Raw genomic sequence first — 15,848 nt, 5'->3', positions numbered from 1 at the left:
GGTCAGTTCTCCTCGGTGGTGACGATGCGGCAGGCGAGGCGGGAGCCGGACGAGCCGACGGCGCCGCGGGCCAGGACGTGGCCGTCGACGATGACGTCGAGCGGGCGGGACTGGGCGTGGGGGACGTGCACGACGTCGCCGACGGCGAGGTCCAGCACCTCGGTCGGCGTCATGGACGCGCCGGTGAGCTCGACGGTGACGTCGACGAGCGAGCGCGCGACGTGCTGGCGCGTGCGCCGGGTGGCGTCGGCGGGGTCGTCCGCCGGGTTGGCCTCGCCGAGGTGCGGCAGCAGCGCGACCGACGGCACGGCGAGGGTCGCCCGGCACGCGCGCTCGCCGACGCGGAGGTCGAACTCGGCGACGATCATGAGCTCGGCGGTCGGGGCGGCCTGGGCGAACTGCGAGTTGTGCTGGATCGACGAGATCCGCAGCGGGTTCTCGAGGAGCCGGCCCATCGAGTGGCGCAGGTCGCGCAGCGTCTCGGTGAGCAGCGACGTCACGAGCGTGCGCTCGACGTCGGTGAACTTGCGGTCGACGACCGGGATGCTCGGTCCGGCGCCGAGCATGTGGGCGATCCACGTGAGGGCGTCCGTGTGCGGGAACTGCAGGACGGCGCGCGGGCCGATCCCCTCGAGCTCGCACACGACGAACGTCGTCGTCACGGGCAGCTCGGCGACGTAGTCGTCGTAGGTGCGCATCGCGACCGCGGCGAGGTTGACCTGGCTCACGACCCGCACGCGGGCCGTGAGCTGCGTGCCCCACTGGCGCGCGAAGCTCTCGAACGCCATCTCGAGGATGCGGTGGTGCTCGCGGACGAGCGTCGTCGGGCGGCGGAAGTCGTAGACCTCGACCTTGCGGCTCGGTGCGGGCTGCTGGACCCGCTCGGGTGTCGTCGTGCTCACGACCGCTCCTATGCGGGCGCGCACGACGCGAGCCTGCGCGACGCCGCGCAGGCTCGACGGACCCCGTCACTCCCCCGGTGCGCCCGCCTCTCCCGCCGTCTCGGCGGCCCGCGCGAGAGCCCGCGCGTCCGCCTCCGCGGCCGGGACGTCCGCCGCGCTGAGCTGCCCCGAGAGCACCTGCGGGATGAGCGCGCGCACGGCCTCCGGCGCGGACGAGAGCACCATGATGTCGACGCGGCGGTTCGTCGCGAGCGCCTCGGGGCTCGTGCCCTCGGCGAGCGGGCGCGCCGAGCCGAAGCCCACCGCGGCGATCCGGTGCTCGGCGAGGCCGTCCTGCTCGACGAGGTGGCGCAGCACGGCGGTGGCGCGCGACGAGGACAGCTCCCAGTTCGACGGGAAGACCGACGTCACGGTCGAGGTGTAGTCCGCGTTGCCCTCGATGCGGATCTCGTGCGCGGTCGGCGCGAGCGCCGGGCCCACGACGTCGAGCACCGCCCGCGCCTCCTGCGTGAGGTCCGCGCTCCCGGGCGAGAAGAACGTGTCCGCGGACACGAGCCGCACGGTCAGGCCGCGCTCGTCGATGTCGAACCGGACCGTGTCGGACCGCCCGTGCGCGGCGAGGTCGCGGGCCATCGCGTCGCGCAGCGCCGAGAGGTCCGACACCTCGTCGAGCGCGCGCTCGAGGTCCGTCTCGACGTCGACCGGCTCCTTGGCCGGGTTCTCGACGACCTCCTCGACGACCGCGGCGTCCTCGACGTTGCCGAAGCCCTCCGCGAGGGAGGACTTCAGCTCCTGGTACTTGCCCTGGTCGACCGAGCTGATGGCGAACAGGACGATGAACAGGCACATGAGGACGGTCACCATGTCCATGTACGACACCATCCAGCGGCCGGAGCCGCCCGTGTCGTGCCCGCCACCGCCGCCCCCGCCGCCGTGGCCGCCCCTGCGACGCCGCGCCATCAGGCGGCCTTGTCCTCGGGCAACGACCACTCGGGGACCATCGTCTTGAGCCGCTCGTCGATGACCCGGGCGCGCGAGCCCGCCTGGATCGACATGTAGCCCTCGAGGAGGACGTGGAGCCGCTCGATCTCGAGGTCGGACAGGCGCTTGAGCTTCGCGCCGATGGGCAGCCAGATGAAGTTGGCGGAGAGGATGCCCCACAGGGTCGCGATGAACGCCGCGGCGATCATGTGCCCGAGCTTCTCGGGCTCGGACAGGTTCTCCAGCACGTGGGTCAGCGAGACGACGGTGCCGACGATGCCGATCGTGGGGGCGTAGCCACCGATCGCGTTGAAGAAGTCGTACGCGACGGCGTCCTCGCGGGCCTTGGTCTCGATCCGCTCCTCGAGCAGGGTGCGCAGCTGCTCGGCGTCCGAGCCGTCGGCGAGCGACTGCAGCGCGCTGCGCTGGAACGGATCGTCGGTCTTCTGGGACTCGGCCTCGAGGGCGAGCAGGCCGCCGTCGTTCTGGACGATCTCCGCGGCCCGGACGACCTCCTCGATGGCCTCCGCGGGACGGGGCGCCTTGCCCGTGAACGCGCGCGGCAGCGTCTTGAAGGCCCGGACCGAGTCCTTGAGCGTCCCCGACGCGACGGCGGCGAAGATGCTCGCCCCGAAGACGAGGATGATCGGTGCCGGGAGCAGGATCGAGGTGATCTGCGACCCCTCGAGGTACACCATCGCGATGAGCGAGCCGAACGCGACGAGGATGCCGATGATGGTTGCGGGGTCCATGGCCTACTTCGTCCTCGTGTCGGGCAGGGGTGCGAGGGCGACCGGGCGGTCGCCGGGGGCGGGGGCGTCGTCGGGCGCGGACCGGACGACCTCGAGCGGCGCGCGCTCGGCGGGGGCGGGCAGGGAGCGCGCGAGCGCGAGCACGCGCGCCTTGTGCTCCTCGACGAGGCGGATCACGACCTCCATGGGCTCGGTCACGATGTAGCGCGAGCCGTCGATGAGCGTCACGCGCGTGTCCGGGTTGGTCTCGACGCGGGCCACCAGGTCCGCGTTGATCGCGATGCGCTCGGAGCTGAAGCGCGTGAGGACGATCACGGCTCTCCCTTCGGGTGGGACGGGTCCGGGTCAGGTGCGGACGGGTTCGGGACGGAGGTGCGGGTCGGAAGGCGGTGCGGGGTCCAGCGCGGGGTTCGGTGGGGTGCCTCCCGGTCGGGCCGGGAGGCACCCCACCGCGCCCGGGTCAGCGCTTGAGGTTGACGAGCTCGGTGAGCACCTCGTCGGACGTCGTGATCACGCGCGAGTTCGCCTGGAACCCGCGCTGCGACACGATGAGGTTGGTGAACTCCTGCGAGAGGTCGACGTTCGACATCTCGAGAGCGCCCGCGGTGATCGAGCCGAGGCCCGGGTCGCCCGCGGCGCCGACCAGCAGGTCGCCCGAGTACTGCGTCGCCGCGAAGAGCGAGTCGCCCGCCTTCTCGAGCCCGCCGGCGTTGGTGAACGTCGCGAGCGCGACCTGGCCGAGGACCTCGGTCCGGCCGTTCGAGTAGCGGCCGACGATCGAGCCGTCGCCGGAGACGGAGTACGACGTGAGCGACCCGGCGGCCCCGCCGTCCTTGCTCGCGACGGCGACGTTGGACAGCCCCGCGTACGAGGTGAGCCCGTCGAGGCCGACCGTCACGCCGCCGACGGCGAGGGACCCGCCGCCGGTCAGGGCGCCGCCGGTGAACGTGAGGGCCTGCGGGCCGGCGACCGTGGCGCCGGTCGCGCCGTCCCGGGCGCTCACGGACCAGCCGCCGCCCGCGGCCGCGAAGACGAGCGAAAGCTTGCTCGCCCGGCCCGCCGCGTCGAAGACCTCGACGTCACGCACGAGCTCGGTGCCGTCCGCCGCGTCCGAGGGCAGGTTGCCCCCGAACGTCACGCCCGTGGTCGCGCGGGGCGGGATGACGTCCCCGACGGGGATCGTGAGGTTGCCGAGCGGGCTGCTCGTGTTCACCACGCCGTCGGTGGCGGTCCAGCCCTGGACGAGGTCGCCGCTCGCGTTGACGAGCCGGCCCGCGCCGTCGAACGTGAACCCGCCGTTGCGCGTGTAGTACGCCTGGCCGCCCCGCTCGACGACGAAGAACCCGTCGCCGTCGATCATGAGGTCGGTCGGGACGCCCGTCGTCTGCGCGGCGCCCTGGGTGAACTGCGTCGTGATGGCGGCCGTCGTGACGCCGAGGCCGATCTGCGCGGGGTTCGCGCCGCCGACCTGCTGGTCCGGCGCGACACCCGCCGCGACGAGCTGGGACAGCGTGTCCTGGAACTGGGTGCGCGAGGACTTGAAGCCCGTCGTGTTGACGTTGGCGATGTTGTTGCCCGTGACGTCCAGCATGTTCTGGTGGGCGCGCAGGCCGGAGATTCCGGTGTTGAGGGAGCGGAGCACGAGAGTCCTTTCGGGTCAGGCGGCGGAGCTGCCGTGGTCGTCGGTGGCGCCGTCCGTGGCTGCCGGGGTCCCGGTGGCATCCGTGCTGACCGAGGAGGTGACGGCGGAGACGTGGTCGAGGTCGACCGTCACCCCGCCGATCGTCACGGTGGGTACCGCGTCGCGGTACGACACCGCGGTGGCGGTGCCCGTGTGCTCGACGCCGTCGGCGTCGAGGTAGGAGACCTTGTTGCCCAGGAGGTCGGCGGCCGACTGGCGCATCTGGAGCGCGAACGACTCCTCGACGAGCCCGGTCATCCGCGTGAGCGCCTCCATCATGGCGAGCGACGTCGTCTGCGAGACGATCTCGCCGGTGTCCATGGAGCTGGACGGGTCCTGGTTGCGCAGCTGGGTCACGAGGAGCCCGAGGAAGAGCTCGCTGTCGTACTCCTGCTTGGGCGCGCGCACGCTCTTCGTGGCATACATCGATGCCGGCGCCGGCGCGCTCACGGGTTCGACGGGCACGTGGTTCCTCTCCTCAGACGAGGACGTCGAGGCGCCGGGCGGCGCCGTACGTCCTGCCGACCACTGTCGGCTCGGTCTCGGGCTCGGTGGCCCCTCGGTGCGCGCGGGCCGGGCCGCGGTCGTGCGCGCCGGGCTCCTGCGGGTCGCGACGCGCGCCGGACCCGTCGGCGGTGGCGCCGCGGCCGTCCCGACCGTCCACGGCCGTGCCCGGTGCTCCCGCGTCCGCGACGGTGACCGACGACGCCCCGCCCGCGATGCCCGCGAGGTCGCGCCGCAGGTCGGCGACGATGGCGCGCAGCGCCTCACGGCCCGTGTCGTGCGGCGCGTAGAGCTCGATGCGCAGGTCACCGCCCGCGACGTGCGCGCGGACCGTCACGGGCCCGAGGTTCTCGGGCGTCACGGAGAGCGTGAGCACGTGGTCGCCGTCGCCCGCCTCGGCGAGCCGGACGACGGGCCCGGTGACCTGGGCGTGCAGCGGCTGTGCCGGGTGCGACGCCGCCGCCGGGGCGGTCACCGCGGGCGCGCCGGCGGCGGCCGGTGCGGCAGGGGCCGCGACGGGGGCGGCGGCGAGGAGCTCCGCGGCGGCCCGCGGCGCGGCGTCCGGCGCGGGGGTCGTGCCCTCCGGGCCGGTCGGGACCGGTGACGTCACGCCGTCCGCCTCCGCCGGTGCAGGGGCGACGGCGACGCCCCCCGAGCTGGTCGGCGCACCCGGCGCGGCGGGGACCGGCGCACCCGGCGTGGCGGGGACCGGACCCGGCGGCGGGGTCGTGGTCGTCCCGGCCCCGGGCCCGGCGCTCGCCAGGGGTCCGGCCGTCGCGACGGCCTCTCCGGCAGCACCGCTCGCCCGCGTCGCGGCCGGCACGGTCGCCGGGCCGTCCGACGTCGCCGTCGCGTCGGACGACCACGGCGCACCGGTCGGCGTCCGGGCCTCGCCCGGCCCGGCCGCCGAGGCTGCACCGACCGCCGAGGCGGTGCCGACCGCCGAGGCTGTGCCGGCTGCGCCCGGCCGGTCGGCCGCGGCCGGGGCGGGCGCGTCCGGGGCCGCCGTGGCGTCGTCCGACGGCGCCGTGCCCACCGGGCCGTGCGCGTCGCCGGGCGCCGCGTCGTCCGCGACGGCGGCAGGCGCCGCGCCGTCCGGCGTGGCGGTGCCGGCGAGCGCGCCGTCGAGACCGACGGGCGCCGCGTCGGGGAGCACCGGCAGGCCCGGCAGGCCGACGGGCACGGGCGGCCCGGCGGGCTGGTCGTCCGCGGCGGTCGCGCCGTCCGCCGAGGAGTCGGCGCCGGGGGTCCCGATGGTCGCCGGTCCGTCGGTCGAGGGCCCGTCGGTCGAGAGCCCGGCGGTCGTGGTGCTGTCGGTCGAGGACCCGGCGGTAGTCGCGCAGTCGTCGACGGCCCGGTCGGCAGGGGTGCCGCCGGGAGGCCGCGCGGGCTCGGGGCGGCCGCGGGCCGCCTCGCCGAGCGCGGCGTCGAAGCTGCGGCCGAACGCGTCGGCCGACGCTCCGGACGCCGCGCCGGACGCCGCCCGGGGCCGCGCTGTCGTGGCCGGTGCCGGAGCCGCGACCAGGGCGTTCGTGGTCAGGGTCATCGTGGTCCTCCTCAGCCGATCACGCGGCGGACGGTCGTCACGGAGGCGTCGGTGACGTCCGTGATCTCGACGGTGCGGCCGGGCTTGGGCGCGTGGATCATCTGCCCGTCGCCCACGTAGATGCCGATGTGCTTGCCCCCGCGCTGCACCACGAGGTCGCCGGGACGCGCCTCGGCGAGCGAGCCGACCTCGGTCCCCTGGCGCATCTGGTCGCGCGCGACGCGCGGCAGGTCGACGCCGTGCGCGGAGTACACGAGCTGGACGAGGCCCGAGCAGTCGAGACCGCCCTCGCCGAGGCTCTCGCCGCCCCACACGTACGGCACGCCGAGGTACTGGCGCGCCGTCTCGACGACCGACCGTCCCGCCACGCCGTCGGTCGCGCCGTCGGGCGCGGTCGCCGGGCCGGCGGGCGCCGCAGGGGCCGCGGGCACGACGGCCGCCCCCGCCGCGGCGCCCGGCGACACCCCCGCCCCGAACAGCGCGCTGCGCGCGAGCTCGTCGGCGCCCGTCGCCCCGGACAGCGTGCCGAGCAGGCGCCCGACCACGTCCGAGCCGGTGCCCGCCGCGCCCGTCGTCGGCAGCGCCGCGAGCGCCGAGAGCGCCGACGCGAAGTCGGTCGCGCTCGTGGACGACGACGCCGGAGTCGACCGGCCGGGGGCGGTCACGACGTCGTGCAGCGCCACGATCTCCGTGCGGATCTCGCCCACGCGGGCGAGCGCCTGGGTCATGCTCACGTCGTCGACCCCCCGGCCGTCGTGCGCCGCGCGGCCGAGGCGATCTCGTCGAGCGCGGCCTGGTCGGCGCGCCCTTCCGCGCGGGCCGTCTCGGCGTCGTGCCGCTCCTCGAGCTTCTCGAGGCCCAGCGCGGCGGCGCGGGCGCGCGCGAGCTCGGCGCGCGCCTCGTCCACGGCGTGCGCGCGCACGCGCTCCTCGGACTCCAGCACGGAGAACAGCGCGCTCGCCGCCGCGCGCGAGGCCGCGAGACCGGACAGCGCCGCGCTCGTCGTCGGGCGCTCGGGCGAGGCGTCGAGGTAGGCGGCCAGACCGCCAGCCTCCTCCACGGTGCGGGCGAGGTCCGCGTGCGCTCCCGCGAGCGCCGCCTTGGCGCCGTCCTCCTCGAGGCGACGCAGGCGCAGCACGCCCGCGAGCCGGAACTTCCCCGCCATCAGTCCTCCCCTCCGGCCAGCACCTGGGCGAGCCGCGTGAGGCGCGCCCACGACTCCTCGGCCGGCGTCCTGTCGGTCATGACCTGCTGCAGGAAGGCGTCGATCGCCCCCTGGTGCTCGAGGCTCGCGTCGACGAGGGGGTCGGTGCCCTTCTTGTACGCCCCGATGTCGAGGATGTCCTGGGCCTTGCGGCGCGCCGCGAGGACCCGGCGCAGCGTCAGCGCGACCGACCTCTGCTCGGGCGTGGTCACGCGCGACGCGACGCGCGAGACCGACGCGAGCGCGTCGACCGCCGGGTAGTGGCCCGAGACGGCGATGGACCGGTCGAGCACCACGTGCCCGTCGAGGATCGAGCGCGCCTGGTCGGCGATCGGCTCGTTGTGGTCGTCGCCGTCGACGAGGACGGTGTAGATCCCGGTGACGGAGCCCGTCGCCGCGGTGCCCGCGCGCTCGAGCAGGTTCCCCATGAGGGAGAACGTCGACGGGGGGTAGCCGCGCGTCGCGGGGGGCTCCCCCACGGACAGCCCGATCTCGCGCTGCGCCATGGACACGCGCGTGAGGGAGTCCATCATGAGGACGACGTGCGACCCGGCCTCCCGGAACGACTCGGCGATCCGGGTCGCCGTGAAGGCTGCGCGCCGGCGCATCATCGCGGGCTCGTCGGAGGTCGCGACGACGACGACCGACCGGGCCAGGCCCTCGGGGCCGAGGTCGTCCTCGAGGAACTCGCGCACCTCGCGCCCGCGCTCGCCGACGAGCGCGATGACTGACACCTCGGCGTCGGTCCCGCGCGCGACCATCGACAGCAGCGACGACTTGCCGACGCCCGAGCCGGCGAACAGCCCGATGCGCTGGCCCCGGCCGAGCGTGGTGAGCGTGTCGAGGACCCGCACGCCGGTCTGGAGCGGCGTGTCGATGCGCGCCCGCTCCATCGCGGCGGGCGCGTCCGCGTCCACGGGCACGCGGGGCGCGCGCCCGAGCGGGCCGCGCCCGTCCACGGGGCGGCCGAGCGCGTCGACCACGCGGCCGAACAGCCCGCGCCCGGTCGGGACGAGGACCCCGGTGCCGCGCGTGCGCACCGGGTCGCCCGCGCGGATGCCGGAGAGCCGGCCGAGCGGCATGCAGCGCGCCCTGCCCTCGGCGGTCGCGACGACCTCCGCGTCGAGGGGGTGCGGGCCGTCGCCGACGTGGACGAGGTCGCCGATGCCGCAGCTCAGTCCCGCGACCTCGAGGCTCAGCCCGACGGCCGACGTCACGACGCCGACCCGCTCGGGCCGTGCCACCGCGACGAGGGAGTCGAGCGCGGGCGGGCGGGAGTGCGGGCGGGTCGCGCCCGCCGCGGTGCGGGTGCCCGGCACGGCCGAGCCGACCGGGGCCGTCACGACGACCCTCCGGCTGCGCCGGGCCCGGCGTCGGGCGTGAGGTCGGGCCCGACGTCGAGCAGCGCCAGCTCGGCCCGCGCCCGGTCGACGGCGGCGCGCACGCGCGCGTCGAGGAAGCCGTGCTCGAGCTCCGCGACGGCGTCGCCGCGGTCGAGCGACGCGTCCGCGACGAGGCGGACGTCGTCGACCCCGGCCTCGGTCAGCAGGCTCACGTCGTCGGGGTGCAGCCGGACGGCGACGACCGCGCCGTCGGCCACGGCCGTCGCGCGCGCGAGGGCCGCGCGGGCGGCCCCCGGCCGGTCGGTGAGCTCGTACCCGAGGACCGACCCCGCGAGGTCGAGCGCGCCCCGGACCGTGGCGTCCTGCGCCGCGGCGACGACGGGGACCGTCCGCTCGCCGAGCGCCCGGGCGGCCTCGCGCAGGACGGCGACCGCGCGCGCGGTCCGCTCGTCCCGCTCGGCGGTGCGCCGCGCGTGGTCCGCCTCGAGCGCGGCGCGCAGGCGCTCCGCCTCGTCGCGGGCCGCGCGGGCCCCGGCCGCGTAGCCGGCGGCGTACCCGCGGGCCGACGCCGCCGCCTCGACCTCCGCGACGCGGTCGCTGCGCAGGACCGGCACGGCCCGCGGCACGAAGTAGGCGTCAGTAGACAAGCTCGTCCCCGTCCGTGCGGTGGATCGTGATCTTCTCGTCGGCCTCGAGGTTGCGGACGACGCGGACGATCTCCGCGCGCGCCTCCTCGACCTGGCTGATGCGCACCCCGCCGAGCCCGGCGACCTCCTCCTCCAGCAGCGCCCGGTTGCGCTCGGAGATGTTCTTCGTGATCGTCTCGACGACCTTGGCGGTCGTGCCCTTCATGGCGAGCGCGAGCACCGACATCTCGACGCCGCGCAGGATGATCTGCACGTCGCGCGCCTCGAACGAGGCGATGTCCTCGAAGGTCAGCATGCGCGAGCGGACCTCCTCGGCGAGCTGCGGGTCGCGGGCCTCGAGCCCTTCGAGGACCGCCTTCTCGGTGGCGCCGTCGGAGCGGTTGATGATGTCGACGAGCGGCTGGACGCCGCCGAGGATCTCGACCGGCTGGCGCGGGGTGATGCTCGCGCCCATGCGGGTGCGGAACTGCTCCGACACGATCTTCACCGCGTCGGGCGACGCGGTGCCCATGGTCGCGAGCGCCTGCGCGACGTCGGTGCGGTAGTCGTCGGCCAGCTTGGCGAGCACCGCGGACGCGACGCCCGAGCTGAGGTGCGCGAGGACGAGCGCGACGGTCTGCGGGTGCTCGCCGTCGAGCAGGGACACGATCTGTCCCGGCTCGGTGCCGTCGAGGTACTCGAACGCCTTGCCCTGCATGCTCGCGACGAGGCGCTCGACGACGTCGGCCGCCCGGTCGGCGCCCATCGACGCCTCGAGCAGCCCGACGGCGAAGTCCTTGCCCCCGCGCGGGCGCGGCGTGCCGGACAGCGCCATGTCGTAGAACTCGTCGAGGGCCGCGACCGCCAGCTCCTCGTCCACCACCTGGGTGCGCATGATCTCGGCGGCGACCTCGGAGGCCTCCTCCTCGGAGAGCAGCGACAGGACCGTCGCCGCCCGCTCCTGGCTGAGCTGCATGAGCACCAGGGCGACCTTCTGCACCCCGCTCATCGCGGCGACCTTGCGCGCGGCCTCGGTCGCGAGCGCCGCGGCGGCGGGGTCGAGGGCGGCCGCCAGGCCGGCGGCGCCGGTGCCCGCGGGCGCCGTCTCCGGCGGTGCCGTCGTGACGCTCATCGCTGCGCCCCCGCCCGGTCCTCGGCGAGCAGCACCCGCAGGTACTCGGCCGTCTTGTCGGGGTCGGTCGCCGCGAGCGCGTCGATCTCGGCCCGACGCTGGTCGAGGCTCGTGAACCGCGGGGTCGGCGGCTGGATCTCCGGCCGCTCGGGCACGGGCTCGAGCTCGCCCTGACCGCCGCCGGACAGGAGCGCCGGGTGCTCGTCGTCGCGGTCGAGCTCGTGCAGGGTCGTCATGCGGAGGTCCTCGAGGTCGACCGTCTCGCGCCGCTCGCGGCGACGACGGGCGCGCCGCACGGCCACGAGCACGATCACCAGGGCGATGAGCACCCCGGCGACGACCGCCGCGGTGCGCAGCATCTGCGCCCGGCTCTCGGCGGCGGCCGCCTCCTCCGCCGCGGCGAGCGCGGCCTGGGCCGACTCCGCGGCGCCCGTGTCGAACGGCAGCACCGCGACCTCGACGGTGTCCCCGCGCTCGGCGTCGATCCCGGCGGCGGCGGAGACCATCGCGGTGATGGCGGCCGTGTCCATCCCCCGGGCCACCTCGGCGTCGAGCGCGACCGACACGGCCTGCCGGGTCAGCGCGCCGGCGGGCGTCGTCGTGGTCTCGGTGACCTTGTCGATCGCGTTGTTGCGCGTGGCGTCCTCGGACGTGTAGCTGCTGTCCGCGCCGGCGCCGCCCGGGACGGCGATGTTGTCCGGGCCGAGCACCCCGGCCTGGCCCCCGGCCCCGCCGGTGTACTCCTCGGTCGTCGTGGACTCGTTGAGGACCGGGCCGCCCTCCGGGGTGCGGAACGTCTCCTCGAGCCGCTCGGAGCTCGCCACGTCCATCTGGGCGGTGACGGCGACGGTCGAGTTCCCCGCGCCGACGACACGGTCGAGCATCGCCTGCACCTGCCCGGAGACCTTCTCCTCGTACTGCCCGGCCTGCTCGCCCGACGACCGCGCCCCGACGCCGACCTCGGAGAGCACCTCGCCCTGCGCGTCGACGACCGCGACGTCGGTGGGCGCCATGCCGTCGATCGACGCCGAGACGAGGTGGACCATCGCCTCGACCTGCTCGGTCGTGAGCTTCTGGCCCCGGGCGGGAGCGACGAACACCGACGCGGTCGGGGTGCCCTGCTCGGCCGCGAAGACCGTCTCCTCGGGGATCGCGAGCTGGACGGTCGCCGTCTCGACGCCGTCCATCGCGGAGAGGGTGCGGGCGAGCTCGCCCTCGAGCGCGCGCTTGTACGTCACGTCCTGCTGGAACTCGCTCGACGTGACGCCCATCTCGTCCAGCAGCGAGTAGCCGCCCGTCGACTCGTCGGCGGGCAGGCCGGCCGTCGCGGCCGCGAGCCGCTGCTCGTAGACCCGCTCCTCGGGCACGAGCACCGTGCCGCCGCCGTCGGTCAGCTCGTAGGGCACGCCCTGCGACCGGAGCTGGTCGACGATCGCGGCGGCGTCCGCGCTCGACATGCCGGAGAACAGGGGCGTGTAGCTGGGGCGCGACGCCCACGACACGAGCGCGACGATCCCGACCACGAGGATCGCGAGGGCGAGCAGCGCGAGCGTGCGCTGGGCGATGGTGAAGTCGCGGACGGCGCCGAACGCGCGGCCGAACGTCGACCTGATCTTCTCGGGCATCGTCAGGCCTGCATCCTCATGATCTCGTTGAACGCGTCGACCGCCTTGTTGCGCACGGCGGCGACGAGCTCGAGGGTCGTCTGGGCACGGGTGGAGGCGATGGTCGCCTGGTGGACGCTCTCGAGGTCGCCCGTGACGGCGGCGATCGCCAGCTCGTTCGCGGCGCCCTGGAGCTGCTGCGTGCTGTCGACCGCGCCGCCCAGCACGTCGGCGAAGGCGCTCGCGCCCGCGGCACCGGTCGACCCGGTCGCGGCGGCAGCGGTCGCGGAGAGGCTCTCGACGCCGGTGAGGTACCCGGTGCCGGTCGTGGCCTCGACGGAGGGGATGGGCATGAGGATCACTTCCCGATCTGGAGTGCTGCTTCGTAGGCCGTCTTCGCGCGGTCGATCACGGCGGCGTTCGCCTGGTAGCCGCGCTGGGCGAGGATGAGGCTCCCCATCTGCTCGGACATGTCGATGTCCGGGTAGCGCACGTAGCCGTCCTCGTCCGCGAGCGGGTGGTCCGGCTCGTACGTGAGCCGGCCCTCCGCGCTCCCCCACGCCGCCCCGGCGACGTACGCGCCGGGGTTCTTCTCGCCGCCCTCGGTGGCGAGGACGTAGCGGGCGCGGAACGCCGCGTCGTCGGTCGACGTGACGGTGTTGACGTTGGCGAGGTTGTCCGCGACGGCGTCGAGCCACTTGCGGTGCAGGGTGAGGCCGGTGCCGGCGATGCCGAGAGCGTCGTAGGTCATGTCAGGCCGTCCGCATCGCCGCGCGCAGGGCGGCGGCCTCGCCGCCGACGGCCTGGGTCGCGAACTGGTAGCGCAGGACGGTGTCGACGTTCGAGACGGTCTCGGTGTCGAGGTTGACGTTCGAGCCGTCGAGCCGGGTCGGCTCGAGCGAGCGGTCGACGGTGAAGGCGGTGCGCCGGGCGTCGCCGTCGGCGACGGAGGCCGCCAGCGCCTCCTCGAACTGCACCCGCTTCGCGGTGTAGCCCGGGGTGTTGATGTTGGCGACGTTCTCGGCGATGGCGCTCTGCCGGGCGGACAGCCCGTCCAGCGCGCTCTGGATCGCTACGGAGGTGACGGAGTCGAACACGGTCGCGGATTCCCCACGTCGTCGGTGTCGGCCGTCCGATGGCCTGCGGGGGGAGCGGTCCGTGCTCACCCTGAGCCGACGACGACCGAGGGGCCGCCGCCGTGCGTCGTGCACGCGCAGCGGGGACGCGTGCTGCGCGGTCGGTCGTGTGCTCACCCGACCCCTATGCAGGGTCGCGACGCGTGAGCCGTGCTCGCCCGGGAGCGCCGCCGGGCCGGAGGTGTCGCGAGGGTCAGGCGCTCACGTCGAGGTACGCCGCCGCGGTCGAGTCGTGCGCGCGGGGCACGCAGGTCAGGGCACGGGAGTGCCGCCGGTTCTCCACGATGGCCGCGTGCAGGCGGTCCACCACGTCGGCCTGGCGGACCAGGACCTCGAGCGCGCGGTCCACGAGCTCGGCCGGGAGCCGCCCCAGGCCGGTCGGAGGGGTCCACGCGGCCAGGTGGGCGACGGCCGTCTCGCCGGCGTGCTCGCCCGCGACCGACGCCATCGCGTCGAGCTCGTCGAGGGCACGGGCCCAGGCCGTGAGCGCCCCCGCGCGGTCAGGCGACACCGGTCGCTCCGCCGCCGTGCGCCGCGGCGCTCCCGTGCCCGGCGGGCAGCACCTCCGCGGCCTGGCGCCACGTCTCCTGGAGCGGCACGACGATCTCGAGGACCTCGTGCGTGCGCCCGATGTCGCGGTGGACGTTCGCGGCGACCAAGGCTTCGTGGACGTAGACGTAGAGGGCCATGAGGTCCTCGGCACCGTCCCAGACCGTGGTGTCGAGCGAGCCCATGAGCTCGGCCACGATCGCCTGCGCGTGCAGGAGCTGCTCGGACGCGGCGGCCCACCGCTCCTCGCCCTGCGCGGCCTCGGCCCGGCGCAGGTCGAGCACGAGACGGTCGTAGAGCAGCGTCAGCAGGCGCGCGGGGGACGCGGTGAGGATGGCGTCGCGCCCGTAGGCGCTCCGGGCGAGGTGGGTCACGGCGGTTCCTTCGCGGGAGGTGCGGCTCAGCGCTTCGAGGACGAGGAGGGCATGAGGGTCGCGAGCTGGCCCGTCAGCCACTGCTGCTGCGAGTCGAGCTTGGCGAGCTGGACCTCCATGACGGTGTACTGCGCGGTGAGGCGCTTGAAGCGCTGCTCGAGCCGCTGGTCCCACCGGGCGATCTGGTCGTCCAGGCGGGTGGCCTGGGTCTCGCGGTTCTTGACGGACGTCGTGAGGAGGCCGTCGTACTTGTCGGAGAGCATCTCGGAGGCCTTCTGGACGCGCGTCGCGACCTGCGTGAACGTGCTCATCGTCGTGTCGGGGTCGGCGGCGAGGGCCGCCGAGAGCTTCTCGGCGTCGAACGTGACCTCGCCGTAGCGCGTGATCTCGATGCCGATCGACGACAGGGACGCCCCGTCCACCGGGTCCGTGACGGCGCCGAGCAGCGACTGGCGCGCGTTGCGCACGATGGACTCCCCGGCGAGCGTCGCGCCGGAGGTCGAGCCGTCCGACCCGATCGTCACCTTGGTCTGCGTCCCGATGCGCGCGAGGATCGCGCTCACGGCGTCGACGAGGCTGCGGACCTTGTTCGCGCGCGCCTCGGGGTCCTCGCCGACGGTGACGGTCACGGGGTCGGCGGACGCCTTCGAGACGGTGACGTCGATGCCGGGGAGGAGGTCGGTGAACGTGCTCGACGCCGAGGTGACGGTCTGCTCGGCGGCGGTGCCGGCCCACAGGCGCACCACGGAGTCGGCGGCCGCCGTGACGGTGGCCGCGCCGGGAGCGGCGAGCAGGTTCGTCGCGGTGCCGGCGTCCACCTCGGCGGCGGTCCCGGCGTGGAACGAGAACGCGCCCGCGGCGCCCGTCGCGGCGCCCGTGAGCTGGAGGCGGTAGAGCTTCTCCCCCGTCGCGGCGTCGGTGCCCGCGCCGACCTTGACCGCGGTGACGCCCGCGTCGGCGCGGTTGATCGCCGCGACGACGTCGTCGAGCGACGTGGAGGCCGCGGTCAGCTCGGTGTGCTCGCCCGCGGCGTCCGTGAGGGTGAAGCGCGTGGTGGGAGCCGTCGTGAGGGTCGCGGTGACCGACTTCTGCGCGGTGGCGACGGCGTCGACGACGACGTCGATGCTCCCCGGGGAGGCGCCGGCGCGGGCGGCGACCGAGACCGCGTCGGACGAGCCCTTCGCGGTGAAGAGCGCGAGCGCGTCGCCGGCGGTGAGCTCCTTGGCGAGCTTCGCGAGCGCGGCCACGCGCGTGTTGAGGTCCTGGAGCGCGGTGATCTCGGAGCGCTCGGCCTTGACCTTGGCCTGGAGCTGCTGCTGCGGGATCGACTCGACGGCGATGAGCTGCTTGACGAGGTCTGCCGTGTTGAGACCGCTCGACAGCCCGGTGAAGGAGATGCCCACGCGGATCACCTCCAGGTGTGGGACGGGGGACGTGCTGGGGACGTGGTGCGGAGAAGACCCGGCGGACGGCGCGGAGGGCGGTCCGTGCCGCCCGCCGGGTGGCCGTCAGGG

At 75.1% G+C, this 15,848-nt stretch carries 19 protein-coding genes; all 19 read right to left on the bottom strand.

Annotated elements, in window-relative coordinates; genetic code table 11:
- Positions 1–2: 2 nt before the first annotated feature.
- The 19 genes from ACPCUX_RS16930 to fliD all read right to left on the bottom strand — a co-directional run bounded on the left by ACPCUX_RS16930 (position 3) and on the right by fliD (position 15,737).
- Entirely contained in the window at positions 3–902 is a 900-nt protein-coding gene (locus ACPCUX_RS16930) for a flagellar motor switch protein FliM (protein ID WP_034652792.1), read from the bottom strand.
- A gap of 66 nt (positions 903–968) precedes the next feature.
- Positions 969–1,862 carry an OmpA/MotB family protein gene (locus ACPCUX_RS16925; protein WP_081600165.1) on the bottom strand — a complete coding sequence of 298 codons (894 nt, stop codon included), beginning with the start codon at positions 1,860–1,862 and terminating at the stop codon, positions 969–971.
- Positions 1,862–2,635 (bottom strand): motility protein A, encoded by a 774-nt coding sequence (locus tag ACPCUX_RS16920; RefSeq protein ID WP_021483317.1) that lies wholly within the window; start codon positions 2,633–2,635, stop codon positions 1,862–1,864. The genes ACPCUX_RS16925 and ACPCUX_RS16920 overlap by 1 nt, the downstream gene beginning before the upstream one ends.
- A 3-nt stretch (positions 2,636–2,638) precedes the next feature.
- Positions 2,639–2,950 (bottom strand): flagellar FlbD family protein, encoded by a 312-nt coding sequence (locus ACPCUX_RS16915; protein WP_034652796.1) that lies wholly within the window; start codon positions 2,948–2,950, stop codon positions 2,639–2,641.
- Positions 2,951–3,095: 145 nt separating this feature from the next.
- Complete coding sequence (locus ACPCUX_RS16910) at positions 3,096–4,277, bottom strand: flagellar hook protein FlgE (RefSeq protein ID WP_034652798.1); 1,182 nt, start codon at positions 4,275–4,277, stop codon at positions 3,096–3,098.
- A 15-nt stretch (positions 4,278–4,292) separates the two neighbouring features.
- Entirely contained in the window at positions 4,293–4,781 is a 489-nt protein-coding gene (locus ACPCUX_RS16905; RefSeq protein WP_233139604.1) for a flagellar hook capping FlgD N-terminal domain-containing protein, read from the bottom strand.
- Positions 4,782–4,794: 13 nt separating this feature from the next.
- Entirely contained in the window at positions 4,795–6,366 is a 1,572-nt protein-coding gene (locus ACPCUX_RS16900) for a flagellar hook-length control protein FliK (RefSeq protein ID WP_423389215.1), read from the bottom strand.
- A gap of 11 nt (positions 6,367–6,377) precedes the next feature.
- Positions 6,378–7,094 (bottom strand): C40 family peptidase, encoded by a 717-nt coding sequence (locus tag ACPCUX_RS16895; protein WP_423389228.1) that lies wholly within the window; start codon positions 7,092–7,094, stop codon positions 6,378–6,380.
- A 2-nt stretch (positions 7,095–7,096) separates the two neighbouring features.
- Positions 7,097–7,531, bottom strand: a complete 435-nt coding sequence (locus ACPCUX_RS16890; RefSeq protein ID WP_043660553.1) for a flagellar FliJ family protein — start codon at positions 7,529–7,531, stop codon at positions 7,097–7,099.
- On the bottom strand, positions 7,531–8,814 hold the full coding sequence (locus ACPCUX_RS16885; protein ID WP_423389227.1) for a FliI/YscN family ATPase: 1,284 nt from the start codon (positions 8,812–8,814) through the stop codon (positions 7,531–7,533). The genes ACPCUX_RS16890 and ACPCUX_RS16885 overlap by 1 nt, the downstream gene beginning before the upstream one ends.
- A gap of 95 nt (positions 8,815–8,909) precedes the next feature.
- Positions 8,910–9,560: a FliH/SctL family protein gene (locus tag ACPCUX_RS16880; protein WP_423389214.1), complete on the bottom strand. Its 651-nt coding sequence runs from the start codon at positions 9,558–9,560 to the stop codon at positions 8,910–8,912.
- Positions 9,550–10,671, bottom strand: a complete 1,122-nt coding sequence (gene fliG / locus ACPCUX_RS16875; RefSeq protein ID WP_081600280.1) for a flagellar motor switch protein FliG — start codon at positions 10,669–10,671, stop codon at positions 9,550–9,552. The genes ACPCUX_RS16880 and fliG overlap by 11 nt, the downstream gene beginning before the upstream one ends.
- A complete protein-coding gene (gene fliF / locus ACPCUX_RS16870) occupies positions 10,668–12,296 on the bottom strand; it encodes a flagellar basal-body MS-ring/collar protein FliF (RefSeq protein WP_144721647.1) in 1,629 nt (542 codons plus the stop codon). The genes fliG and fliF overlap by 4 nt, the downstream gene beginning before the upstream one ends.
- Positions 12,297–12,298: 2 nt before the next feature.
- Positions 12,299–12,628 carry a flagellar hook-basal body complex protein FliE gene (fliE, locus tag ACPCUX_RS16865; RefSeq protein WP_043658833.1) on the bottom strand — a complete coding sequence of 110 codons (330 nt, stop codon included), beginning with the start codon at positions 12,626–12,628 and terminating at the stop codon, positions 12,299–12,301.
- A gap of 5 nt (positions 12,629–12,633) precedes the next feature.
- Complete coding sequence (locus ACPCUX_RS16860; protein WP_021482578.1) at positions 12,634–13,026, bottom strand: flagellar basal body rod protein FlgC; 393 nt, start codon at positions 13,024–13,026, stop codon at positions 12,634–12,636.
- Position 13,027: 1 nt separating this feature from the next.
- The gene (locus ACPCUX_RS16855; protein WP_021482579.1) at positions 13,028–13,372 is read right to left on the bottom strand and encodes a flagellar basal body rod protein FlgB; all 345 of its coding nucleotides are present in this window, start codon (positions 13,370–13,372) and stop codon (positions 13,028–13,030) included.
- A gap of 232 nt (positions 13,373–13,604) precedes the next feature.
- On the bottom strand, positions 13,605–13,922 hold the full coding sequence (locus ACPCUX_RS16850; protein WP_194522094.1) for a hypothetical protein: 318 nt from the start codon (positions 13,920–13,922) through the stop codon (positions 13,605–13,607).
- A complete protein-coding gene (gene fliS, locus ACPCUX_RS16845) occupies positions 13,912–14,334 on the bottom strand; it encodes a flagellar export chaperone FliS (protein ID WP_021483132.1) in 423 nt (140 codons plus the stop codon). Before fliS ends, ACPCUX_RS16850 begins: the two co-directional genes overlap by 11 nt.
- Before the next feature lie 26 nt (positions 14,335–14,360).
- Positions 14,361–15,737 (bottom strand): flagellar filament capping protein FliD, encoded by a 1,377-nt coding sequence (fliD, locus tag ACPCUX_RS16840; RefSeq protein ID WP_043658829.1) that lies wholly within the window; start codon positions 15,735–15,737, stop codon positions 14,361–14,363.
- Between the last annotated feature and the right edge of the window lie 111 nt (positions 15,738–15,848).

This window comes from Cellulosimicrobium sp. AB352 (assembly GCF_049538415.1).
GTDB lineage: Bacteria > Actinomycetota > Actinomycetes > Actinomycetales > Cellulomonadaceae > Cellulosimicrobium > Cellulosimicrobium funkei.
This window is presented reverse-complemented; position numbering and strand designations above follow the sequence as displayed.